Raw genomic sequence first — 23,625 nt, forward strand, 5'->3', positions numbered from 1 at the left:
TGTATGGAAGGGCCATCGCTCAACGGATAAAAGGTACTCCGGGGATAACAGGCTGATACCGCCCAAGAGTTCATATCGACGGCGGTGTTTGGCACCTCGATGTCGGCTCATCACATCCTGGGGCTGAAGCCGGTCCCAAGGGTATGGCTGTTCGCCATTTAAAGTGGTACGCGAGCTGGGTTTAGAACGTCGTGAGACAGTTCGGTCCCTATCTGCCGTGGACGTTTGAGATTTGAGAGGGGCTGCTCCTAGTACGAGAGGACCGGAGTGGACGAACCTCTGGTGTTCCGGTTGTCACGCCAGTGGCATTGCCGGGTAGCTACGTTCGGGAAAGATAACCGCTGAAAGCATCTAAGCGGGAAACTTGCCTCGAGATGAGATCTCACTGGAACCTTGAGTTCCCTAAAGGGCCGTCGAAGACTACGACGTTGATAGGTTGGGTGTGTAAGCGCTGTGAGGCGTTGAGCTAACCAATACTAATTGCCCGTGAGGCTTGACCATATAACACCCAAACAATTTGCTGTTTGTGTGCTAGACGATCGAAGTCGACAACACACCGAAAGTTTGCAAGACCACGCACTACCCTTTATCACATACCCAATTTGGAGCCGCGTCCTTCTTGATAAAAGAAGCACGATGTTCCACCCGAATTGCTTGACGACCATAGAGCATTGGAACCACCTGATCCCATCCCGAACTCAGTAGTGAAACGATGCATCGCCGATGGTAGTGTGGGGTTTCCCCATGTGAGAGTAGGTCATCGTCAAGCTTGTATTCCAAACCCCCCACCCGTGAAAACGGATGGGGGGTTTGTCTTTGCACGCAAGAAATCAATCGCGGTAGCCTTGCGCTCGCTCAACCCTATGGTTTGTTAATATCTCGCGTTCTATTTTTCCTTCTGAGGCTGGAGTTTGCCAATGTCCGCCCCTGTGACCCCTTTCGGGCTTGCCGCCCTGCCGGATGCCTACAAGGCGGTGCTCTATGTGCTGGCTCTGTCTTTCCCGGGCAAGCATAAAACCGCTTTGCTCGAGCAGTTGCGCGAGATGGGGGTGCGCAGCTCCTCAACCCGGGCGATGGACGGCCCGGCGCTTAGCGAGATACTGACGATGCTGCACCGCCTCGACTGGGTCAGTCTCGGCGGTGGCGGCCAGCCCTATTGCTTGCCGCTGGAGCGGCGCAATCTAGTGCTGCAGCAGCTCAATAGCGACGTCAGCAAAGACAGCTGGTTGCTGGCGCTGCGCAGCAGCATCGCAACGCCGCGCAGCGCCTGGGATATACCTAGCCAGGCGAGTCAGCGGCTGAACCTGTGGCTGGCCATCCTAGGTGGACAGGCAGGTGACGTGCGGCAGGGGCTGGCTTTGCTGCAATCGAGTTCGCTGCGCCATACCCTGACGGGCGAGTCGCCTTGCCAGCAACTGCTGGCTGACGAGCCGGGCAGGGAGGTGTTTGCCACACTCAAGCATGAGGTCAAAAGCCTGTTGCTGGAGGATTATCTGGGTCAGGTGAACTGGCAATTGCAGCCGGCAGATGAGGCTTATCGGCAGGGGTTGGCCTTGGTCGCGGATTCCTCGGCCAGTGTGGAGTTGTCGTTGCAGCTGATGTTGCAGGCCTTATGGCGTGGCGACTGGCTGCAATTTGAAGCGCTGGGGCAGGGTGGTCTGGCGTTCATGCAGCAGTTCATCCTTCAGGTGTTGCGTGGCCAGTATCCGCAAGCCTTGCTGGCCATGCAGGAGTGGACGCTGGCGATCAAGCGGCAAAGCAAGAAGCGCAAAGTTGACCTACCGCCGATACTCAATGGCTTTTATTGTCTGCTGTTGTTGGCTTGCGCTGACAAACAGCTGTACCCGGAGCTCAAGAAGGCGGTCAGCCTGGGCCTGAAAGAGTACTACGGCCGGGCTTACCCGGCTCTGCAGATGCTGGTCGAACAGCAGCAGGCGAGTGTGCGGCGGCTTGATCCTGAGTTTAACGGGCCGTTGTCGTTCAATGGTTTCGATGGCCTGCTGCTGGCCCTGGGGCTGTACTGGGCGGATGCCGAGGTTGTGCGCGAGCCGGTTTGGCAGGAGCAGCTCAGTGGCGTTCGCGACAACCTTGCGGCGGCGGGCTACCACTGGCTTGGTGAGGAACTGGATGCCCTGCTGGCGCAGCAGTTTGCCCAGCCGCGGCGCCAGCCGGACTGGCATCAGAAGGCCGCTCTGGTACCGCTAGTCAGCCTCTATCAGCGCCAGGAAGCCTGGCAGCATGCCTTGACCGCACTGTCCCTGCTCAAGCCGGGCAAGACGGATTCGGGTCTTACGCAGCTCCAGAAGTCGGCGCGATTGGCCTGGTTCGTCACCTTCAGTCCTCATCAGCTGAGTGTCGAGCCACGTGAGCAGAAGCTCAGCGCCAAGGGACAGTGGAGCAAAGGGCGCGCCGTCGCCCTTAAACGCCTGTTTGAGGATGCCGACAGTCTGGACTTCCTCCTGGAGCAGGACCGGCAGACGATTCGCATGATTCAGCCTGGCACCGATTACTACTATGGCGGGGCGCGCCATGAGTTGTCTGCCGAGCACGCCTTGCCCCGATTGGTCGGGCATCCGGCCTTGTTCTGGGCCGATGCGCCGGATGTGCGAATCGATCTGCTGCTCGGCCAAGTGAGTCTGCAGCTCAAGTCGCAAGGCACGCAGATTCACCTCAAACTCGAGCCAAATGGTGTGCAAGGCAACCCTGACGTGCTGCTGCGCAAGGAGACGCCGACGCGCCTGCTGGTTTACCCGATCAGCCGTGAGCTACGCCAGATCGCCGATATAGTCGGTGACGGCCTGAGTGTGCCGCAGGCCGCCAAGGCGCAATTGGTCGAGGCCATCGGTGCGATAGCACCGCTACTGCCGATCCACTCGGACCTGCCCGAGTTGGCTGGCCATCTCGACAGCGTCGCCGCCGACAGTACCTTGTATGCCCACCTGTTGCCGCTGGAGGCAGGCCTGCGCCTGCAATTGCTGGTGCGACCGCTGGCCAGCAGCAGCTGGTTCAAACCCGGCCATGGATTGGAAAACGTACTCGGTGAACTCGACGGTAAAGCGCTGCAGGCCAGTCGTGACCTGCAGGCAGAAACCGCCGCGTTACAACGCGTGTTGCAGGCCTGCCCGGCGCTGGCGCTGGCCGATACCGATGGTCAGGAGTGGCAACTGGCCGAGCCACAGGATGCCCTGCAAGTATTGAGTGAGTTGCAGGCGCTTGAGGGCGACTGGCTGCAATGCGTCTGGCCGGAAGGCGAGCGCATGCGGATCAAGGCGCGGCCGGGCATGAGCCAGCTCAAGCTCGGGCTCAAGCAGCAGGGCGACTGGTTCGTGCTCAGCGGTGAAGTGCAGCTGGACGATGGCCGCGTGCTGCACCTGCGCCAGCTTCTGGAATTGCTCAAGTCCAGCACCGGGCGCTTCCTCAAACTTGGCGAACAGGATTGGCTGGCCCTGAGCGACAGTCTGCGCAAGCGTCTGGACGAGTTGGCCCATCTGGCCGATCAGGTCGGCGATGACGGTCTGCGTCTGAATCTGTTGACCACGCCGCTGTTGGCCGGGTTGGCGCAAGAAGCCGGCGAGTTTCAGGCCGATGCCGGCTGGCAAGCGCACCTGGACAAGCTCGAATCGCTCAAGCACTACCAGCCGCAGGTGCCGAACACCCTGCAGGCCGAGCTGCGCGATTATCAACGCGAAGGTTTCGACTGGCTGGCGCGCCTGGCCCAGTGGGGGGTCGGCGCCTGCCTGGCCGATGACATGGGCTTGGGTAAAACCGTGCAGACCCTCGCTCTGCTGTTGCACCGGGCTTCTGCGGGGCCGCAGCTGGTGGTGGCGCCGACCTCGGTGGCGCTCAACTGGCAGGCGGAGACTGCGCGCTTTGCACCCACGCTCAGGCTGCACATCTATCAGCAGAACCGTCACCTCGACGGGCTGGGGCCGCGGGATCTGGTGATCGTCAGCTATGGTCTGTTGCAACAGGACAACCAGGCGTTCGCCAGCCAGCACTGGACCAGCGTGGTGCTGGATGAGGCCCAGGCGATCAAGAATTCCCAGAGCAAACGCTCGCAAGCGGCGATGACGTTGCAGGCCGACTTCAAGCTGATCGCCAGTGGCACCCCGGTGGAAAACCATCTGGGTGAGTTGTGGAACCTGTTCCGCTTTATCAACCCGGGCCTGCTCGGCAGCCAGGAACGTTTCGCCCAGCGCTTCTCCACGCCGATCGAGCGTGGCGAGCAGGGCGCGCGCAAGGCGTTGAAGGCCCTGATCCAGCCATTCATTCTGCGTCGACTGAAAAGCCAGGTGCTCGACGAACTGCCACCGCGCACCGAGATCACCTACAAGGTGCCGTTGTCCAGCGAAGAGAGGCAGCTGTACGAGGCTCTACGCCAGCAGGCTATAGATACGCTGGGCACCACGGCGCCGGGCAAGTCGCTGCAAGTGCTGGCGGAGATCACCCGTCTGCGGCGCTTCTGTTGTCATCCGCGCCTGGTCATGCCGGGTTGCGGTCTGAGTGGCAGCAAGCTGGCCGCTTTTGCCGAAATCGTCGAGGAGTTGCTGGATAACCGCCACAAGGCGCTGGTGTTCAGCCAGTTCGTCGACCACCTGAGCATCATTCGTGGCTGGCTCGATGAGCAGGGCATCAGCTATCAGTACCTGGATGGCTCGACACCGCCGAAAGAGCGTCAGACACGCATAGCTGCCTTTCAGGCCGGTATAGGCGAGATTTTCCTGATCAGTCTGAAAGCCGGCGGTACCGGCCTCAACCTGACCGCTGCCGACTACGTGATCCACCTCGACCCCTGGTGGAACCCCGCGGTAGAGGATCAAGCCAGCGACCGCGCCCACCGTATGGGCCAGCAGCGCCCGGTGACCATCTACCGGCTGGTCACCGAGCACACCATCGAGGAGCAGATCGTCGCCCTGCACGGGCAAAAACGCGACCTCGCCGACAGTTTGTTGGGCGGCGGCGAGGTCAGCGGCAAACTGGATGCCGATGCGCTGCTGAGTCTGCTCAAGGGCGACCAAATGTAGTCAGGTGAGCGGATAGCAGCACCATATAAACGAAAAGGCCCCAGGTTTTCACCTAGGGCCTTTTCGTTTATATGGTGCACCAGGCGGGATTCGAACCCACGACCACTGCCTTCGGAGGGCAGTACTCTATCCAGCTGAGCTACTGGTGCAGCGCGGGCGCAATCATACGCATCTCGCGCGCGGGCGTCCATGCTGGTGGTTTGTGTGTGATTGCGCACGAACACAGCGGATTTGTCGTGAGTGATCGCCAGAACAGCCCTTGATCGGATGGATCGTTAATTTTTTCGAACAGACTATTGCCCTTTACCCCTCATGACCCTAGGATTCGTTTGAGATTTCAAACGATCTTGCTGAAACCGTTCGGAACTCTGTGCAGTCCTGACCAATCTTATGCAGACAGATTGTCGAAAATTGATAGAGCACAGCATCGTGCCCGTCAAAACATCTTTATATGGCCGCCTGCCCGTCGTGCCAACAACAACCGTCCGACGCCTGGGTGTCGCGATGAAGGAGAACGTCATGCAATTGAAAGACACCCAGCTGTTCCGCCAACAGGCGTATATCGACGGCACCTGGCTGGACGCCGACAGCGGCCAGACCATCAAGGTCACCAACCCGGCCACCAACGAAGTCATCGGTAGCGTGCCGAAGATGGGCGCCGCGGAAACCCGCCGTGCCATCGAAGCCGCCAACCGTGCCCTGCCGGCCTGGAGCGCACTGACCGCCAAGGAGCGTTCGAACAAACTGCGCCGCTGGTTCGAACTGCTGATCGAGAACCAGGACGACCTCGGCCGCCTGATGACCCTGGAGCAGGGCAAGCCGCTGGCCGAAGCCAAGGGCGAAATCGTCTACGCCGCGTCCTTTATCGAGTGGTTCGCCGAAGAAGCCAAGCGCATCTATGGCGATGTGATTCCGGGCCACCAGCCGGACAAGCGCCTGATCGTGCTCAAGCAGCCGATCGGCGTGACTGCGGCCATCACCCCGTGGAACTTCCCTGCGGCGATGATCACCCGTAAAGCCGGCCCGGCCCTGGCCGCCGGTTGCACCATGGTGATCAAACCGGCTTCGCAGACGCCGTTCTCCGCCTTGGCCCTGGTGGTCCTGGCCGAGCGCGCCGGTATTCCGAAAGGCGTCTTGAGTGTGGTCACCGGCAGCGCCGGCGACATCGGTGGCGAGCTGACCAGCAACCCGATCGTGCGCAAGCTGAGCTTCACCGGCTCGACCGAGATCGGTCGTCAGCTGATGGCCGAATGCGCCAAGGACATCAAGAAGGTGTCGCTGGAGCTGGGCGGCAACGCACCGTTTATCGTGTTCGACGATGCCGATCTGGATAAGGCGGTCGAAGGCGCGCTGATCTCCAAATACCGCAACAACGGCCAGACCTGTGTATGCGCCAATCGCCTGTATATCCAGGACGGCGTATACGATGCCTTCGCCGAGAAGCTGAAAGTCGCGGTGGCCAAGTTGCAGATCGGTAACGGTCTGGACGAAGGCACCACCACCGGCCCGCTGATCGACGACAAGGCGGTGGCCAAGGTCCAGGAACACATCGCCGACGCCATCAGCAAGGGGGCCAAGCTGCTCACCGGTGGCAAGCCGCACGCCCTGGGTGGCAGCTTCTTCGAACCGACCATCCTCACCGACGTACCGAGCAACGCCGCAGTGGCCAGGGAAGAGACCTTCGGTCCACTGGCACCGCTGTTCCGCTTCAAGGACGAGGCCGAGGTGATCGCCATGGCCAACGACACCGAATTCGGTCTGGCCTCCTACTTCTATGCCCGCGACATGAGTCGCGTGTTCCGCGTGGCCGAAGCCCTGGAATACGGCATGGTCGGGGTCAATACCGGGTTGATCTCCAATGAAGTGGCACCGTTCGGTGGCATCAAGGCGTCCGGCCTCGGCCGCGAGGGCTCGAAGTACGGCATTGAGGACTACCTGGAAATCAAATACCTCTGCCTGGGCATCTAGTCAGTCGCTACTGCGCTTCGGTGATGCTGCGTTGGCGAGGCCGGGAAAAATGCTCATTGGCAAAAGCCAGCTGTGCTTTTTCCCGGCCTCGCCTGACCTGCGCTCGCTACGCTCCGTGAGAGTGATGTATCGGTCAGGCAAACGAATTATTTCCCCGTGGCCGGGAGGGCTGTAGCAGTCGATCATCGTATGCTGCTGCCGCGCTTACCCGGTCATTTCATCCTTGAACCACGCCGACCGATGAGCGGCGAATGAGGACATTATGAGCAAGACCAACGAATCCCTGATGCAACGCCGCACCGCCGCCGTCCCCCGCGGCGTGGGCCAGATCCACCCGATCTTCGCCGACCGCGCAGAAAACGCCACGGTCATCGACGTCGAAGGCCGCGAGTTTATCGACTTCGCCGGCGGCATCGCGGTGCTCAACACCGGCCACCTGCACCCGAAAGTCATCGCCGCCGTGCAGCAGCAGCTGACCAAGCTGACCCACACCTGCTTCCAGGTGCTGGCCTACGAGCCCTACGTCGAACTGTGCGAGAAGATCAACGCCAAGGTGCCGGGCGACTTTGCCAAGAAGACCCTGCTGGTCACCACCGGCTCCGAAGCGGTGGAGAACGCGGTGAAGATCGCCCGCGCCGCCACCGGTCGTGCCGGGGTGATCGCCTTCACCGGCGCTTACCACGGCCGCACCATGATGACCCTCTCGCTGACCGGCAAGGTTGCGCCTTACTCGGCCGGCATGGGCCTGATGCCCGGCGGCGTGTTCCGCGCCCAGTACCCCTGCGAGCTGCACGGGGTCAGCGTCGACGACGCCATCGCCAGCATCGAGCGCATCTTCAAGAACGACGCCGAACCGCGCGATATCGCCGCGATCATCATCGAGCCGGTGCAGGGCGAGGGCGGCTTCTATATTGCGCCGAAAGAATTCATGCAGCGCCTGCGCGCCCTCTGCGACCAGCACGGCATCCTGCTGATCGCCGACGAAGTGCAGACCGGCGCCGGGCGTACCGGCACCTTCTTCGCCATGGAACAGATGGGCGTGGCCGCCGACCTGACCACCTTCGCCAAGTCCATCGCCGGCGGTTTCCCGGTGGCGGGCGTATGCGGCAAGGCCGAATACATGGATGCCATCGCCCCGGGTGGCCTGGGTGGCACTTACGCCGGCAGCCCGATTGCCTGCGCCGCGGCACTGGCGGTGATGCAGGTGTTCGAGGAAGAGCAGCTGCTGGAGCGCTGCCAGGCAGTCGGCGAACGTCTGGTCAGCGGTCTTAAAGCCATCGCCGCCAAGCACAAGAGCATTGGCGAGGTGCGCGCCCTGGGCGCGATGATTGCCATGGAGTTGTGCGAGGACGGCGATTTGCACAAGCCAAATGCCACCCTGACCAGCCAGATTGTTGCCAAGGCCCGCGACAAGGGACTGATTCTGCTGTCCTGCGGCACCTACGGCAACGTGCTGCGGGTGCTGGTGCCGCTGACCGCCGAAGACGCCCTGCTGGACAAGGGCCTGGCGATCATCAGCGAGTGCTTCGACGAACTGGCTTGATCGAGCGTTAGCGTTATAAACAAGACCCGCTTTGGCGGGTCTTTTTTTGGGATTTTTTCGTCGGGCTAGCGGACGGGTGTGATTGCCTCCAACCTCGGAGCCAGCTGGTTGCGGTCCGGCGGTCCGGCGATCTTGGTCGGCGCTCGGCATGAAGCACCGCACGCTGGCGCCTGCCTGCCTGCGGTGCCGCGTCGTTAATGGCCCTGGAGGGTGCGGATGAAGATCAGGGTGCCGACGCCCCAGGCGCCATTGAGCAGGAAACCGATCAGAAAGCGCCCCGGCAATTGCGCCGGATCAAAGCCCATGCCCTTGAGTGGGAACACCACCAGCAACGCCACCGTGGTCAGGGCGATGCCGCCGAACAGCAGGCCCTTGAACCAGGGCACCGGGTTACCCTCCTGCCAGCGCAATGCGGCGACCATCAGCACTCCCCAGAGACCACCCCAGAAGCACGCCGACAGCCAGGCGGGCACCTGCAGCGGCGCGGTGGCCGCGATGGAGAAGGGCGCGAAGGGCACCACGCCGTAGGCGTGCAGCAGGCCGAGCAGCGGTTGATGAAAACAGATCACCGCGAGAAAACCGGCGATAAAGGCGAATACCCAGCGTTGCATGGACGTCTTCTCCTGTGAGTAGTGGAACGCGACTATAGGCGTCACGCTGCCGTAGTGGTGAGTCTCAGCCGCCTAGCGAATGTCCGTGCATAAGCACGGCTGGCAAGGGCCGCGCCGGGTACTATAGTGGGTCCTTCCGCACCGCGCCTTGTAACGCCGGCTTCGCTCGGCACTCTAATCAAGCAGAACCACGCCACCGGCATTCATCCAAGGAGACTCGCTGTGCACGCCATGCTGCCTCTGCTCGACCAACTGGCTTTTCCGGCGCTTCGCCGCGGCCACTTGGAAGCCTTGCAGATCAACCTGACTTATCGCTGCAACCAGCGTTGCCTGCATTGCCACGTCAACGCCGGGCCGACCCGCACCGAGGCGATGACCGACGAGAGCCTGGCGCTGCTGCACCAGGTGATCGATGCCCATCCGGTGCACACCCTGGATCTGACCGGCGGCGCCCCGGAGATGCATCCACGCTTCCGCGAGATCGTTCGGCATGCGCGACGCGAGGGGCTGCGGGTGATCGACCGCTGCAACCTGACCATTCTCAGCGAGCCGGGCTATGAAGACCTGGCCGTCTTTCTCGCCGAACAGGGCGTCGAGGTCAGCGCCTCCTTGCCCTGCTACTCGCGCGATAACGTCGACAAGCAGCGCGGCGATGGCGTTTTCGATGCCAGCATCAAGGGCCTGCAACAGCTTAATGCCCTGGGCTATGGCCAGCCCGGCAGCGGCTTGCTGCTCAATCTGGTGTACAACCCGCAAGGTGCGAACCTGCCGCCGCCGCAAGCCGCGCTGGAGGCCGATTACAAACGCCACCTGGCCGAAGACTTCGGTATTCAGTTCAACCACCTGCTGTGCATCACCAACCAGCCGATCGCACGTTTCGGCAGCACGCTGGTCAGCAAGGGGCAGTTCAATACTTACATGCAGTTACTGCGCGACAGCTACCGCCCGGAAAATATCGAAGCGCTGATGTGCCGCAGTCTGGTCAGTGTCGACTGGCAGGGTTACCTGTACGACTGCGACTTCAACCAGATGCTCGATTTGCCACTTGAGCTGCAGGGCCGCTTGATCGGCCGTCAACGTCCGCACCTGCGCGACCTGCTTGGCGCCAACCTGGATGGCAACCCCATCGTCACCCGCGATCACTGTTTTGCCTGCACCGCCGGGCAGGGCTCCAGTTGCAGCGGTGCCCTGGATTCCCAGGACGCCTGAAACCCCGGCAGCGCTCTGCTCAATAAGGATTAATCTATGCAACCCACCAGCATCACCGGGCTGTTTTTCTGGGGTTTTCTGCTGGCCTACGGCGTATTGATGCTGGCGCTGGCGCCCCGCGCCGTGACCCTCGGCGGCTTCTTCAATGGCGAGGATAGCCAGGGCCGTAGTGCCGCGCCCTGGTTGCTCACATCGAGCATCTTCATCAGCTGGATCTTCGCCAAGTCGGTAACCAATGCCGCCAACCTGGGCGCCAGTTACGGCCTGGTCGGCGGCCTGGCCTACGCCATGTACTGGCTGTCGATTCCGCTTACCGGCTTCGTCATCTACCGCCTGCGCCGCCGCTTCGCCGCCACCGGGCTGGTGAGCTTTCTCAGCAGCCATTACGGCCGTGGCGCCGCCCTGGCGTTTTCCGCGGCCATCCTGATCCGCCTGTTCAATGAGGTGTGGAGCAATACCGCGGTGGTCGGCGGCTATTACGGTGACTCCGGCAGCCTTGAATTCATCGGCGCCGCGCTGCTGTTTACCGCCGTGACCCTGGCCTATAGCCTGCGCGGCGGGCTGCGCAGCTCGATCCTTACCGACGCCGCGCAGGCGGCGATCTTTATCGTCGCGCTGATCTGGGTGCTCGGCCTGGTGCTGCCGCAACATTCGCCTGCCGAGCTGGTCAGCACCAGTCACTGGGGGCTGAATGCCGGTGTCGATCTGCTCCTGGTCGCCGGCCTGCAAGCCTTCAGCTACGGTTTTCACGACCCGGTGCTGACCGACCGCGGCTTTATCAGCGAAGAGAAAACCATGCGCCGCTCCTTTGTGATCGCCGGGGTGCTGGGCTTTTTCGCCATTCTGGCCTTCAGCCTAATCGGCGTGCATGCCCAACTGACCGGCCTGGCCGCTTCGGACAACGTGCCGGCGGCCCTGGCCAAGACCCTGGGTATCGGCGCGCTGATGGTGATGACGGTGGTGATGGTCTCGGCCGCCGGTTCGACCCTGGATTCGACCTTTTCCAGCCTGGCCAAACTGGCCGGGCGCGAATTGCCGAAGCTGGCTGGCCGTGATCTGGGGCAGAAGGCCATAGGCGTGGGCATGGCGGTGATGGTGCTGTTTGCCTTGGTCGGCAACCTGCCGATGATTGCCGGCACCGACATTCTCAAGGCCACCACCATCAGCGGCACCATGGTCATCGGCCTGGCGCCGGTGTTCATCCTGCATGGCCTGGTGCGGCCGACCCGGCTGGGCTTTCACCTGAGCTTCTGGTGCGGCCTGCTATTGGGCGTGGCGCTGGCCGTCGGCTGGATACCGTCCAGCTGGGCGATCGGTGATGGCAAGTACGCCCTGCTTTTGGGGACTAACCTGTATGGTCTGCTGCTGTGCATCCTCGGCTACCTGCTACCGGGGCTTACCCCTTCACCTGCAACCCGCTAGGAGATGGTCATGACTCATCTGGCTCCTCGCCACGTTGTTCCGGCCCTGAGCGCTGCGCTGATGCCCGAAGGGCAGTGGACACTGAATCAAGATAAACCGAAGAACTTCACCTTGCTGGTGTTCTACCGCGGCCTGCATTGTCCGATCTGCCGCAAATCCCTGCAGGAACTCAATGGCCAGGTCGAGCGCTTCGCCGACCAGGGCGTCGAGGTGATTGCCCTGTCCTGCGACAGCCTTGAGCGCGCACAGAAGACCCAGGCCAACTGGGCGATCGACAAGGTCCGCCTCGGCTATGGCCTGAGCCTCGAGGACGCGCGGCGCTGGGGCTTGTTCGTCTCGGCGGCCAAGCCCGGCTCCGAAGAGCCGGAGCATTTCTCCGAGCCTGGCGTGTTCCTGGTGCGCCCGGATGGCACGCTGTACATGTCGTCAATCAACAGCATGCCGTTCGCCCGTCCGCATTTCGACGAGATCCTCGGCGCGGTGGACTACATCATCACGAACGGTTACCCGGCGCGCGGAGAGGCCTGAGAATGAACCTGCGCCCCGGCCGTGATTGCCCGTTGGATTACCGCCTGGAGGCGGGTGCCTTCGCTGGCCCGGCGCTGTTCGACTGCGACAGCCTGTATGTGATCGGTGGTTTGTATGGCAATCGGCAAGCGCTGGTTGCGCTCGAAGCCCTGCTGGCCGACGAGCCGGGTGCGCGGGCGGTGTTCAACGGCGATGCCCACTGGTTCGACCGCGACCCGGTTATTTTCCAGGCCATCGAGCAGGGCTTGAGCGGGCACCTGGCCTTGCGCGGCAATGTCGAAACCGAACTCGGGCGTGCGCATGACAGCGGCGCCGGTTGCGGCTGCGCCTACCCGCTCACGGTAGACGACGCGCTGGTGCAGCGTTCCAATGCCATCCAGGCCGAGCTGAACCAGACCGTGCGCCACTTGCCGGGCATGACCGCGCGACTGGCCGCGCGCCCGGCGACTGCGCTGGTCAGCGTCGGCGGCCAGCGGGTGGCGATCAGTCACGGTGACGAACAGTCCCTGGCCGGCTGGAATTGCGCCCGCGAAGCGCTGGCCGAGCCTGAGCGTCAGCAGCAACTGGATCAGTGGCTGGCGAGTAATCGGCTCCGGGTGCTGGCCACCAGTCACACCTGCACGGCCGTGGCGTTGAACTTACCCCAGGCTGCGTTGATCAATAACGGCGCGGCCGGGTTGCCGAATTTTGCTGGCGGCCGCTATGGGCTGGTCAGCCGTATCGCCACCTCGCCGCACCCGGCAGCGCTGTATCGCTGCCAGCGCGATGGTCTGTTTATCGAGGCACTGCCGTTGAACTACGCTCACGACGCATTTCTTGCCGACTTCGACCGCCAGTGGCCAGCCGGCAGCCCGGCGGCGCGGTCTTATCGCTCCCGAATTCTTGGGGCCTGCGCGGAGCAACCGCAGCAGGCTCTGCTGGCCGGCTTCAGCCTGTGCCAAAGCCTCTGCGCACTGGAGGCGCTTGATCTATGAATAGTCGCAAACTGGCCTTGATGGGGCTGATCCTGGCTTTGCTCGGCAGCTTCTTTGTCTTTGACCTCGGTCAGTACCTCAACCTGGACACGCTCAAGGCGCAGCAGGCGGCGCTTAACGCCCAGGTCGCGAGCAATCCCTGGCAGGCGGCCGGGCTGTTCTTCCTCGCCTATGTCGCCGTCACGGCCTTGTCGCTGCCCGGCGCGGCGTTGATGACCCTGCTCGGTGGGGCGCTGTTTGGTTTGCTCGAAGGCTTGGTACTGGTGTCCTTCGCCTCCACGATGGGCGCGACCCTGGCCATGCTCAGCAGTCGCTTTCTGCTGCGCGACTGGGTGCGTGAGCGCTTCGGTCAACGCCTGGCCGGGATCGATGCCGGGGTCGAGCGCGAAGGCGCCTTCTACCTGTTCGCCCTGCGCCTGGTGCCGGTGTTCCCGTTCTTCCTGATCAACCTGGCCATGGGCCTGACCCGGCTGCCCGCGCGCACCTACTGGTGGGTCAGCCAGCTGGGCATGCTGCCGGGCACGCTGGTCTATGTGAACGCCGGTCGCGAACTGGGTCAGCTGGAGTCGCTGGGCGGAATTCTCTCGCCGGGGTTGCTCGGGGCATTCATCCTGCTCGGCCTGTTCCCCCTGATTGCGCGCAAGCTGCTCGGCCTGGTGCAGGCCCGGCGGGTGTATGCCGGCTGGCTCAAGCCCGATTCCTTCGACCGTAATCTGCTGGTGATTGGCGCCGGTGCCGGAGGCCTGGTCAGTGCCTACATCGCCGCGGCGGTGAAGGCCAAGGTCAGCCTGATCGAAAAGCACCAGATGGGCGGCGACTGCCTGAACACCGGCTGCGTGCCGTCCAAGGCGCTGCTGCGTTCGGCCAGGCTGGCCCATGAGCTGAAGCAAGGCGAGGCGCTGGGCTTCAGCGGCGTGCGCGGCAGCGTGGATTTTCCCGCGGTGATGCAGCGTATTCAGCGGGTGATTGCCGACATCGCACCGCACGATTCGGTCGAGCGCTACAGCGGGTTAGGCGTCGAGGTGATCCAGGGCGAAGCCAAGCTCACCTCGCCCTGGACCGTGGAGGTGGGCGGCCAGACCCTGAGTAGTCGCAGCATCATTATCGCTGCCGGCGCGCGCCCGCTGGTGCCGAAGATCCCTGGTGTCGAGCTGGTGCAGGGCTACACCTCGGATACCATCTGGAACCTGCGCGAGCAACCGCGCTGGCTGTTGGTGCTGGGCGGCGGGCCGATCGGCTGCGAGCTGGCCCAGGCCTTTCAGCGCCTCGGCAGCCAGGTGATCCAGGTCGAACTGGCCGAGCGCCTGTTGCCGCGCGAGGATGCCGATGCCAGCGAACTGGTCCTCGCCAGCCTGCAGGCCGACGGCGTGGATGTACGCCTGCAGCACCGTGCCGAGCGCTTCGAACTGGTCGATGGCGAGCAGCGCATGATTGCCCGCCGGCTCGACACCGGCGAGGAAGTGACCATCGCCTTCGACTGCCTGCTGCTGGCCCTCGGCCGGGTGGCCAATGTCAGCGGCTACGGGGTCGAGGAGCTGGGCCTGGTGGTGCGCCCCAACGGTACCCTGGAAACCGACGAGTACCTGGCCACGCGCCTGCCCAACATCTATGCGGTGGGTGATGTCACCGGGCCTTATCAGTTCACCCATGTCGCCGCGCACCAGGCCTGGTACGCCGCGGTCAATGCGCTGTTCAGTGGCTTCAAGCGCTTCAAGGCGGACTACCGGGTGATTCCCTATTGCACCTTCACCGACCCGGAAGTGGCGCGGGTCGGCCTCAGCGAAGGCGAAGCCAAGGCGCAGAATATTGCCTATGAAGTGACCCGCTACGGCCTCGACGACCTCGACCGGGCGATTGCCGACGAGGCCGCCCATGGCTATGTGAAGGTGCTCACCGTACCGGGCAAGGACAAGATTCTCGGTGTGACCATCGCCGGCGAGCATGCCGGCGAGCTGCTCGCCGAATACGTGCTGGCGATGAAGCACAACCTTGGGTTGAACAAGATTCTCGGCACCATCCACAGTTACCCGACCATGGCCGAGGCCAACAAGTACGCGGCCGGCGAATGGAAGCGCGGCCATGCACCGCAAGGGCTATTGCGCTGGGTCGAGCGTTTCCATGCCTGGAGACGAAACTGATGCGTGCACTGCTGCTCGGTCTGGCGCTGCTGGCACCGCTGGCTCAGGCGCAGAACGCGCTGACGGCCTGGACCGCCGGGCCGCCGCATGACGAGTGGTCGGCGCCCTGGCGCCTGGCGGATATCCCTAAACTCAAGCCTTCGGCGCGCAGCCTGGTCGAGCAGGACGGGCGCGCCGTCTTGCGCATCCAGGCCGACGCGGCAGCCGGCGGCTTGCTGCATCCGCTCGATCTGCCCGGCGACCAGCCCTGGCAGCTGAGCTGGCAATGGCGCAGCGAGCGGCACTTGGCCAAGGCACGCTTCGCCACCCGTGAGGGTGACGACTATGCCGCGCGGGTCTATGTGTTGCTGGATTACCCGCTGGCCAGCCTGCCGTTCCTGACCCGACAGAAGCTGCGTCTGGCGCGCACCTTCTACGACTCCAGCTTGCCGGCGGCGACCCTCAGCTACGTCTGGGACAACCGCGTGGCCCCCGGTACCCATGCGCGCAGCGCCTACACCGAACAGGTCGAAATGCTCGCACTGCGTGGTCCAGAAGCGCCGCTCGGGCAGTGGCTGACGGAGAGCCGCGATCTGCGCGCCGACGCCATCGCCGCCTTCGGCAGCGCGCCGCGGCGTATTCTCGGGGTGGTCTTCGCCGCCGACAGCGACAACACCGGCGAGTCGGTCGAGAGTTATTTTGCCGAGCCGCAATTGCGTGTCAAACCCTGAGAGCGGGTGAAAAAACTCTCGCTGACTGCGGCCGCTGCAAATTTGGCAGCCCGTCCGTGCGAAGGGCAGCCCGGGCGGCGTTCCGTTCGGAGCGCAGCGACAACCCGCCAGCTTTATGCCGCGCCGCTGAACCACGGTGCACTGCCTACGGCGATACACCCTCCGGATCGGCAAAAACACCCGCTGCTGTGTTGCGCTCGATATTTTCACAACTGTTGAGCGCATCTATCGCCTGACGACAGACGAGGTGCTTAGCCTTTACCATGCAGCACTGTTTCAGCCGTAAATCAATGGAATCCTCGGTTCGATGAACCACTACTTGCTATTGATCGGTGCCGGCCACGCCCACCTCGGCGTATTGCGCCGTTGGGCGCGGGTCGAGCGGCCGCCTGGGCGCATTGCCCTGCTCAGCGCCGGGCATGAGGCCTGGTACTCGGGCATGCTGCCGGGCTTGCTGGCCGGGCGGCACGTCGCCGCGGATTGCCAGATCGAACTGGCGCCACTGTGCCGGGCGGCCAAGGTCGAGCTGATTGTCGGCGCAGCCGAAACACTGACTGCCGTGCAGCAACAGGTGCAACTAGCCGATGGCCGCAGCCTGAATGCCGATTGGCTGTCGTTGAATGTGGGCGGTCAAGTCGCCTGCCCGCCGCAACAGAGTGCTGGCATGCAGGTGCTGGCGGTCAAACCCTTCGCCGACTTTCTCAGCGGTTGGCAGAACTGGCAGGCGGATCCGCAGCCAGTGGCGATTCTCGGTGGTGGCGCGGCCGGGGTCGAGTTGGCCCTGGCCTTGGCCGATCAGGTGCCGCAGCTGGCCCTGTTCTGCCGCGGTCCATTGCTGGACGGACACTCGGCGGGCCTGCGCATGCGCGCCCTCGGCCATTTGCGCCAGCGCCGCGTGCGGGTGCGCGAAGACTGCCCGATCAGCCGCATCGACGGCGACTGCCTGACCAGCGGGATGGCGCCGGTCTGGCGTGGCCCGCGCCTGCTCCTGGCCAGTGGCGCACAGGCCTTGCCCTGGCTGACGCAGAGCGGCTTGGACTGCGATGCAGGCGGCTTCGTGCAGATCGCAGCGACCCTGCAAAGCCACTCCCATCCGCACATTTTTGCCGTCGGCGATTGCGCCAGCCTGCCTGGTGCGCGCAAGAGCGGCGTGTATTCGGTGCGTCAGGCGCCTGTGCTGGCGGCCAACCTCAACGCGGCGCTGCGTGGCTTGCCGCTGCGCGACTATCACGCGCAGCGGCAGAGTCTGGCGCTGCTTGCCACTGGCGATGGCGGCGCCTTGCTCAGTTGGCGTGGCTACAGCGCCGATGGGCAACTGTTCGGGCGCTGGAAGGATTACCTCGACCGCGGGTTTATCCAGCGCCATCGCCTTTCCGGTTAGCCGTGTGCGACCAAAGTGTCATGGTCTGGCGTGGCTAAGAGTGATCGAATCAACCTCCGCTGCGCGGGGTTGCCGAGACCGGCTGCTGGTCGTCTACAGATAGTCCCGCACCTGCCGATTCAGTGAGTAGGCGAGTGATTCGCCCGCAGTGCGCGTACGGCTCAGGCACTTGAGCGGCAGCTGCGCGAGTAAGGCTGCAGTTGGCCCCGGTTTCGCCAGAATAAAAACGATGAGGTCCGTCATGAGCACTGCCGTTACCCGCTCTCCCACCGCCTGCGTCATGCACATACTCGGGCTGGTCGCCGTGATCATGACCTACCAGCAATTCCAGCTGCCTGGCTACCTGAGCATTGGCTTGTTCCTGCTGCTGGCCCTGTGGCCCTGGTTCGGCCCCTGGCGGCGTGGCGACGCTGCGGCGTCGGCAAATAGCGCGGCGAGCACGGATTTCGCCAAGCTGAGCCAAAACCTGTCGCAGCACACCTGCCATAACGCCTTGTCCGCCGCCCAGGTGGCGCATGCGGTGCAGCAACTGGCCGATAAACTCAAGTCGCAGTTGCTCGCGGTCGAGCAGATCAGCCAGGGTGCCGACGCGATCACCCACACCGAACAGGACAGTGCCCGGCGTGCCGAACAGACCCTGAAGTCAGCGCAGACCGTGCGTCAGAGCAGTGCCGACGGTCAGCAGGCGTTGCTCCAGGCGATTGCCCGGATGCAGCGCTTGAGCGCGCAGACGGCGGCCAGCCGCGAGTTGATCGACGGCCTGAGCAGCCGCACCGAACAGATCGAGAAGGTTACTCAGGTGATCCAGTCGATTGCCAGCCAGACCAACCTGCTGGCGCTCAATGCCGCCATCGAAGCGGCGCGCGCCGGCGAGCAGGGCCGTGGTTTCGCGGTGGTCGCCGATGAGGTGCGCAATCTCGCCGCGCGCACCGCCACGGCCACCGAGGAAGTCGGCCAGATGGTCAGCGATATCCGCCAGCAGAGTACGGCGGTAGTGGCGCATATTCAGGAACAGGCCAGTGAACTGGATCAGACCGCGCAGCAGGTCGAGGAGACTGGCGGGCAGTTGCACGGTATCGCCGAGCTGGCCGTGGATGTGGAAAACCAGGTGGCGCAGATCAGCGCCGGCGCCGCGAGCAATCACGAGCGTCTGGCCAGCCTGTTCGTCGCCGTCGAGCAATTGCGCGGCGACGTGCATGCCAGCGAGGCGCAGACCCGTCAGCTGGGAGATGCCGCCGGGCGCCTGGTCGGCCAGGCCGAGACCGTCAGCGAGCAGCTCGCCGCGGTGGGGCTGGACGATTATCACCAACGCATCTATGACCTTGCCTGCGAAGGAGCCGCGAGCATCGCCGCCCAGTTCGAGGCCGACATCCTGGGCGGCCGGGTTGGCCTCGACGACCTCTTCGACCGTCACTACCAGCCGGTTCCGGGCAGCTTTCCGGCCAAGTACCAGACCCGCTTCGACCGCTACGCCGATCAAGTCTTGCCGGCGCTGCAGGAACCGCTGCTGGCGCGCCACGAAGGTCTGGTGTTTGCCATCGTCAGCACCCCGGAAGGCTACGTGCCGACCCACAACAATGCCTTCAACCACCCGCCCAGTGGCGATCGCGTACGCGATACGGCGAAGAGCCGCAGCAAGCGCCTGTTCAACGACCGTACCGGCATCCGTTGCGGCAGTCACCAGAAACCCCTGCTGCTGCAGACCTACATGCGCGACACCGGCGAGCTGATGCACGACCTGTCCGTGCCGATTCAGGTGCAGGGCCGCCATTGGGGCGGCTTGCGCCTGGGTTACAAGCCGGAGCCCTAGGCGCTTAGCGCCTTCCCGCGGCCCTTCCTGCGGCCTGCATCGCCGCGAGGGCGGGCGATGGGACATGCCGCAAGCCGTCAGCCACGGGCGCGGCCCTTGCACCAGAGCAACCGCTTGGCCACAGGCGCTTTGCGTGCAGGCAGCTAACCTGCAGTCGAGTCGAATGTTTAGCGCTGCCACAACTGAACATGTGAAAAGTCGGATTTAACTGTCACTTGGCTCTGTGCGAGCCTCTTCAGTCATGAGTTCCCCCCTGAGTTGTCTGTTTCGGCCCCTGTTCTTTCCGTCTCGACGGGAACGACTGTTCTTCGGCGCCGATCGGCTCAGTCCGTTGCTGCCTGAAATCCTCGCGTTCTGGGCGTTATGGCATTGCCGTCATGCCCGCCCACCGGATAGCGCTGTCGTTCTAGTCTGAATAAGTCGACTGCACCCGTGTGCAGCCCTTCCGATGATTGTGTCCGGCCGCCATCGACCGGACGTGCGCCCCTTGGCGCTAACGAGAGCCCCATGCCATTCGCCTCCGTGCAAGATGCCCAGGAATTCCTGGCGCAACACCCCGATATCGAACTGTTCGAGCTATTCATCCTCGACGCCAATGGCGTGCCGCGTGGCAAATTGCTGCACCGCGACGAGCTGCTTGCCGTGTATGCCACTGGCCGGCCGTTGCCGAGCACCATCCTCGGCCTGAGCATCAACGGCGATGACGTCGAGGACACTGGCCTGGTCTGGGAGGTTGGCGACATCGACTGCCGCGCCTACCCACTGGCCGGCAGCCTGACCCGCATGCCCTGGCGGCAGATTCCCACCGCCGCGGTGCAGGTCAGCATGCACCCCAGCGAAGGCATGCCGGCCACAGTCGCTGACCCACGGCACCTACTGTCGCGGGTGATCGATGGACTCAAGGCCGAGGGCTACCACCCGGTGATGGCCTGCGAGCTGGAGTTCTATCTGCTCGACCAGCAGCGCGACAGCCAGGGGCGTCCGCAGCCGGCGCTCGACCGTGACGGCGGCCGTCCGCGCAGTACCCAGGTCTATGGCCTGCGCGAGCTGGAACAGATCGAACCGTTTCTCAAAGACCTCTACGCAGCCTGCAAGCTGCAGGGCATCCCGGCACGCACGGCGATTTCCGAATACGCGCCGGGTCAGGTGGAGATCACCCTGGAACACGGCGACGCACTCGAGGCCATGGACCAGGCCGTACGCTACAAGCGCCTGGTCAAGGGCGTGGCACACAAGCACGGGATGCAGGCCTGCTTCATGGCCAAGCCGTTCGATCACCTGGCCGGCACCGGCATGCACATGCATGTCAGCCTGGCCGACGAGCAGGGTCGCAACCTGTTCGCCAGCGAGCAGCCTGCCGGCACGCCGCTGCTGGGCCAGGCGGTCGCGGGGATGCTGGCGACCCTGCTCGACTCGTTGTTGCTGTTCTGCCCTAACGCCAACTCCTACCGGCGCTTCCAGGCCAACAGCTACGCGCCGCTGGCACCGACCTGGGGCGTGGACAACCGCACCGTGAGCCTGCGCGTGCCTGGCGGGCCGGCCATTACCCGGCATATCGAGCACCGCATCTGTGGCGCCGATGCCAATCCTTACCTGGCAGCGGCGGCAATTCTCGCCGGTATTCATCGGGGCATCCGCGAGCAGCTCGATCCGGGCGCACCGATCGAGGGCAACGGCTATGCCCAGGCCAAGGAGTTGCTGCCCACCGACTGGCTGATCTCGATCCAGGCCCTGGAGCAGTCAACCTGGGCACATGAAGCGTTGGGCCACGAGTTTCTTGGCGTGTACCTGGCAATCAAGCGCGCCGAGTACCGTCAGTTCATGGCCGAGGTCGGCGAACAAGACTGGCGCTGGTACCTGAGCAACGCCTGATCCGATCCCTTCACGCTTCGCGGTTAAAGCCCCTCCCACGATCCGCCATCTGTGGGTGGGGCTTTAGCCGCGAAGCAATCGAGCAGGCAGCCGTGCGGACTTTTACCGGATCGCATTCGGGCCAGGCCTGAGACTCACCGAATTTCGGGGGTGGGAAACGCTGCGCGGTTTCCACCCTGCACACAAGGAATTTCCCCCATGACCGCCGCTATCAATGCCGTGATCCCCGCAGCCGAGCGCTGCCCGTCTTACTACAGCGCCAGCCTCAACCAGGAAACCGACTACCCGCCGCTCAGGGGCGAGGTGCATGTCGATGTGGTGATCATCGGGGGTGGTTTTACCGGGGTCGCCAGCGCCGTCGAACTGGCCGAGCGCGGCCTCAAGGTGGCCATCGTCGAGGCCTACAAGATTGGCTGGGGCGCCACCGGGCGCAATGGCGGCCAGGTCACCGGCAGCCTGTCGGGCGACGCGGCCATGCGCAAGCAGATGCGCAACAAGCTCGGCGAGGAGGTCGATGACTTTATCTGGCACCTGCGCTGGCGTGGGCACGCCATCATCAAGCACCGGGTGGAGAAGTACGCTATCCAGTGCGATCTCAAACACGGCCACCTGCATGCGGCGATGAAGCCGGTGCATATGCAGGAGCTGGAGGCCGCTCACGCCGAAGCCGTGCGCCATGGCATGGCCAGCGACGTAACCCTGCTCGATCGCGCCGGCGCGCAGAACCATCTGGCCAGCGACCTCTATTGCGGCGCGCTGAAGAACACCCGCAACCTGCACCTGCACCCACTGAACCTGTGTATTGGTGAGGCCAAGGCAGCAGCGAGCCTGGGCGCGCTGATCTTCGAACATTCCGAGGTGCTGCAGATTGTCCATGGCGCCAACCCGGCGGTGGTCACTGCAGGGGGGCGGGTCAACGCCAAACAGGTGCTGCTGGCCGGCGATGTGTACCACAAGCTGGAGGCGAAACAGCTCAAGGGCCTGATCTTCCCGGCCATGGGCGGCATCGTCACCACCGCGCCGCTGGGCGAGCTGGCCGAGCAGATCAACCCCCAGGACCTGGCCGTCTACGACTGCCGTTTCGTCCTCGACTACTACCGCCTGACCGCCGACAAGCGCCTGCTGTTCGGTGGTGGCTGCAACTACTCGGGGCGCGACTCGCGAGACATCGCCGCCGAACTGCGCCCGGGCATCGAGCGCACCTTTCCACAGCTCAAGGGGGTGGCGATCGACTTCCAGTGGAGCTGCGCCATGGGCATCGTGATCAACCGCATTCCCCAGCTGGGCAAGCTCTCGGACAATGTCTGGTACTGCCAGGGCTACTCCGGCCACGGCATCGCCACCAGCCACATCATGGGCGAGATCATGGCCAACGCCCTGACCGGCACGCTCGGCCAGTTCGACACTTTCGCCGCCTGCAAGCAGATCAAGGTGCCGCTGGGTGATCTGTTCGGCAACCCGATGCTGGCCGCCGGCATGTGGTACTACCGGATGCTGGAGACGCTGCGCTGATCGCTTGGTGTTTGGGTAGGCTGGATAACGCGCCGCTTGTCCGCCGCCTGCCCGGCCACCCTATGGGGCGGCCGCCTGGCACAGGCGCGGCAGAATCTGCGCCACGGTCTGCGTTTCGGTTTGCTGATGGCCGCGCTGCTGTGGCTTTGCCTGTGGGCGGGCGCGTTGCTGGCGCTGCAGTCGATCGACTACATCGCCATCCACTGCGCGCTCAGCGCGCGGGTATGGCGATACACGGTCATGGGCGCAAAGGCTCGGCCGGAGACGCTTTGCAGGGCGCTGCTCTGGCTGTTCAGGTCGTTTAGCGCGGCTTTCAGGTATTCCCAGCGGGCCTTCAGCTTGCTCAGGTCGGAGGCATCCAGCGTGGCCAGTTCGCCAACGATGGAGGGCACCAACTTGCGCTCGTCCTGGCCGAGGTAGGTATCGGTCTGCTCACGGGCGATTTCGAAGTTGCCCAGATAGGAACGGCTCAGGTACTGCACGGCGAGGTATTCGAGCTTGGCGGCCAGCTCGCTGTCGCCCTCAGGCGACAGCTGACGGGCTTCGTGCAGCGCGCCCAGCAGCGCCTTGCTCAGCTCTTCCGGGTAGCGCCAGGGCATGTCTGCTTCGTTCGGGCCAAAGGCCACGCCACGACGGATCTGCAGCACCAGCTCCTGGTGTGCGTTGCGCAGGGCATCGCTGCCTTGCGGCAGGCTTTGCACCGCGCCGGCCAGTGCTTGCAGGTCGGTTTCTAGGGTGTTCAGGTGTTTCTTTTGGAAACCTTCGCCGCGTAACAGCATCAGGCTGCTGGTCGCCCGGCTGGCCTGAACCTGGACCTGTTCCTGCTGGCTGGCCGCCTCGGCGAAAGCCAGCGGTGCGAGATAGGCGAGGGGGCCGAGCAGGCAGAGAAAAACATGACGAAATAACGGCGTGTTGCGCATTCC

The 23,625-nt window shown here is 63.8% G+C and carries 15 protein-coding genes, 1 tRNA gene and 2 rRNA genes (1 of these 18 running past the window's edge); 15 read left to right on the forward strand and 3 right to left on the reverse strand.

Annotated elements, in window-relative coordinates:
• From VCJ09_RS01225 to VCJ09_RS01235, 3 genes are all read left to right on the forward strand, one after another.
• Positions 1-501 (forward strand): 23S ribosomal RNA (locus VCJ09_RS01225); it begins 2,390 nt to the left of the window's first position.
• Positions 502-653: 152 nt separating this feature from the next.
• A 5S ribosomal RNA gene (gene rrf / locus VCJ09_RS01230) occupies positions 654-769 on the forward strand.
• Positions 770-917: 148 nt separating this feature from the next.
• Positions 918-5,024 carry a DEAD/DEAH box helicase gene (locus VCJ09_RS01235; RefSeq protein WP_324732811.1) on the forward strand — a complete coding sequence of 1,369 codons (4,107 nt, stop codon included), beginning with the start codon at positions 918-920 and terminating at the stop codon, positions 5,022-5,024.
• 72 nt (positions 5,025-5,096) lie between these two features.
• On the opposite strand, the gene VCJ09_RS01240 is transcribed toward VCJ09_RS01235, so the two are convergent.
• A tRNA-Arg gene (locus VCJ09_RS01240) sits at positions 5,097-5,173 on the reverse strand.
• A gap of 370 nt (positions 5,174-5,543) precedes the next feature.
• Between VCJ09_RS01240 and gabD the strand changes: the two genes are divergently transcribed.
• Both gabD and gabT read left to right on the forward strand, forming a co-directional pair.
• A complete protein-coding gene (gene gabD / locus VCJ09_RS01245) occupies positions 5,544-6,992 on the forward strand; it encodes an NADP-dependent succinate-semialdehyde dehydrogenase (RefSeq protein WP_079204287.1) in 1,449 nt (482 codons plus the stop codon).
• A gap of 262 nt (positions 6,993-7,254) precedes the next feature.
• Positions 7,255-8,535 carry a 4-aminobutyrate--2-oxoglutarate transaminase gene (gene gabT / locus VCJ09_RS01250; RefSeq protein ID WP_324732812.1) on the forward strand — a complete coding sequence of 427 codons (1,281 nt, stop codon included), beginning with the start codon at positions 7,255-7,257 and terminating at the stop codon, positions 8,533-8,535.
• Positions 8,536-8,729: 194 nt separating this feature from the next.
• On the opposite strand, the gene VCJ09_RS01255 is transcribed toward gabT, so the two are convergent.
• Positions 8,730-9,146 carry a hypothetical protein gene (locus VCJ09_RS01255; RefSeq protein ID WP_324732813.1) on the reverse strand — a complete coding sequence of 139 codons (417 nt, stop codon included), beginning with the start codon at positions 9,144-9,146 and terminating at the stop codon, positions 8,730-8,732.
• Positions 9,147-9,377: 231 nt separating this feature from the next.
• Here VCJ09_RS01255 and arsS point away from each other — a divergent pair, with 231 nt between their 5' ends.
• From arsS to VCJ09_RS01305, 10 genes are all read left to right on the forward strand, one after another.
• Positions 9,378-10,355 (forward strand): arsenosugar biosynthesis radical SAM (seleno)protein ArsS, encoded by a 978-nt coding sequence (gene arsS, locus VCJ09_RS01260; RefSeq protein ID WP_324734571.1) that lies wholly within the window; start codon positions 9,378-9,380, stop codon positions 10,353-10,355.
• A gap of 36 nt (positions 10,356-10,391) precedes the next feature.
• Positions 10,392-11,777, forward strand: coding sequence for a sodium:solute symporter family transporter (locus VCJ09_RS01265; RefSeq protein WP_324732814.1), 1,386 nt, complete (start codon positions 10,392-10,394; stop codon positions 11,775-11,777).
• Positions 11,778-11,786: 9 nt separating this feature from the next.
• Positions 11,787-12,305, forward strand: a complete 519-nt coding sequence (locus VCJ09_RS01270; protein WP_324732815.1) for a redoxin domain-containing protein — start codon at positions 11,787-11,789, stop codon at positions 12,303-12,305.
• Positions 12,306-12,307: 2 nt separating this feature from the next.
• Positions 12,308-13,279 carry a hypothetical protein gene (locus VCJ09_RS01275; RefSeq protein ID WP_324732816.1) on the forward strand — a complete coding sequence of 324 codons (972 nt, stop codon included), beginning with the start codon at positions 12,308-12,310 and terminating at the stop codon, positions 13,277-13,279.
• On the forward strand, positions 13,276-15,417 hold the full coding sequence (locus VCJ09_RS01280) for an FAD-dependent oxidoreductase (RefSeq protein ID WP_324732817.1): 2,142 nt from the start codon (positions 13,276-13,278) through the stop codon (positions 15,415-15,417). The genes VCJ09_RS01275 and VCJ09_RS01280 overlap by 4 nt, the downstream gene beginning before the upstream one ends.
• Positions 15,417-16,127 (forward strand): DUF3047 domain-containing protein, encoded by a 711-nt coding sequence (locus VCJ09_RS01285; protein WP_324732819.1) that lies wholly within the window; start codon positions 15,417-15,419, stop codon positions 16,125-16,127. The genes VCJ09_RS01280 and VCJ09_RS01285 overlap by 1 nt, the downstream gene beginning before the upstream one ends.
• 307 nt (positions 16,128-16,434) lie before the next feature.
• Positions 16,435-17,508 (forward strand): FAD-dependent oxidoreductase, encoded by a 1,074-nt coding sequence (locus VCJ09_RS01290; protein WP_324732820.1) that lies wholly within the window; start codon positions 16,435-16,437, stop codon positions 17,506-17,508.
• A 310-nt stretch (positions 17,509-17,818) separates the two neighbouring features.
• A complete protein-coding gene (locus VCJ09_RS01295; RefSeq protein ID WP_407693029.1) occupies positions 17,819-19,318 on the forward strand; it encodes a methyl-accepting chemotaxis protein in 1,500 nt (499 codons plus the stop codon).
• Between the two features lie 507 nt (positions 19,319-19,825).
• On the forward strand, positions 19,826-21,190 hold the full coding sequence (locus tag VCJ09_RS01300; protein WP_324732822.1) for a glutamine synthetase family protein: 1,365 nt from the start codon (positions 19,826-19,828) through the stop codon (positions 21,188-21,190).
• A 210-nt stretch (positions 21,191-21,400) separates the two neighbouring features.
• The gene (locus VCJ09_RS01305; protein WP_407693030.1) at positions 21,401-22,702 is read left to right on the forward strand and encodes an NAD(P)/FAD-dependent oxidoreductase; all 1,302 of its coding nucleotides are present in this window, start codon (positions 21,401-21,403) and stop codon (positions 22,700-22,702) included.
• Positions 22,703-22,890: 188 nt separating this feature from the next.
• Here VCJ09_RS01305 and VCJ09_RS01310 read toward each other — a convergent pair whose 3' ends face one another.
• Complete coding sequence (locus VCJ09_RS01310) at positions 22,891-23,622, reverse strand: hypothetical protein (protein WP_324732824.1); 732 nt, start codon at positions 23,620-23,622, stop codon at positions 22,891-22,893.
• Positions 23,623-23,625 lie beyond the last annotated feature (3 nt).

It is taken from the genome of Pseudomonas paeninsulae (assembly GCF_035621475.1).
Lineage (GTDB): Bacteria > Pseudomonadota > Gammaproteobacteria > Pseudomonadales > Pseudomonadaceae > Aquipseudomonas > Aquipseudomonas paeninsulae.

Bases quoted from the DNA above. Each gene is read 5' to 3' on its own strand.
- VCJ09_RS01280 (WP_324732817.1), top strand. From the start codon at position 13,276: ATGAATAGTCGCAAACTGGCCTTGATGGGGCTGATCCTGGCTTTGCTC.
- VCJ09_RS01235 (WP_324732811.1), top strand. From the start codon at position 918: ATGTCCGCCCCTGTGACCCCTTTCGGGCTTGCCGCCCTGCCGGATGCC.
- VCJ09_RS01290 (WP_324732820.1), top strand. From the start codon at position 16,435: ATGAACCACTACTTGCTATTGATCGGTGCCGGCCACGCCCACCTCGGC.
- gabD (WP_079204287.1), top strand. From the start codon at position 5,544: ATGCAATTGAAAGACACCCAGCTGTTCCGCCAACAGGCGTATATCGAC.
- VCJ09_RS01255 (WP_324732813.1), bottom strand. From the start codon at position 9,146: ATGCAACGCTGGGTATTCGCCTTTATCGCCGGTTTTCTCGCGGTGATC.
- VCJ09_RS01310 (WP_324732824.1), bottom strand. From the start codon at position 23,622: ATGCGCAACACGCCGTTATTTCGTCATGTTTTTCTCTGCCTGCTCGGC.
- arsS (WP_324734571.1), top strand. From the start codon at position 9,378: ATGCTGCCTCTGCTCGACCAACTGGCTTTTCCGGCGCTTCGCCGCGGC.
- VCJ09_RS01295 (WP_407693029.1), top strand. From the start codon at position 17,819: ATGACCTACCAGCAATTCCAGCTGCCTGGCTACCTGAGCATTGGCTTG.
- VCJ09_RS01275 (WP_324732816.1), top strand. From the start codon at position 12,308: ATGAACCTGCGCCCCGGCCGTGATTGCCCGTTGGATTACCGCCTGGAG.
- VCJ09_RS01285 (WP_324732819.1), top strand. From the start codon at position 15,417: ATGCGTGCACTGCTGCTCGGTCTGGCGCTGCTGGCACCGCTGGCTCAG.
- gabT (WP_324732812.1), top strand. From the start codon at position 7,255: ATGAGCAAGACCAACGAATCCCTGATGCAACGCCGCACCGCCGCCGTC.
- VCJ09_RS01270 (WP_324732815.1), top strand. From the start codon at position 11,787: ATGACTCATCTGGCTCCTCGCCACGTTGTTCCGGCCCTGAGCGCTGCG.
- VCJ09_RS01300 (WP_324732822.1), top strand. From the start codon at position 19,826: ATGCCATTCGCCTCCGTGCAAGATGCCCAGGAATTCCTGGCGCAACAC.
- VCJ09_RS01265 (WP_324732814.1), top strand. From the start codon at position 10,392: ATGCAACCCACCAGCATCACCGGGCTGTTTTTCTGGGGTTTTCTGCTG.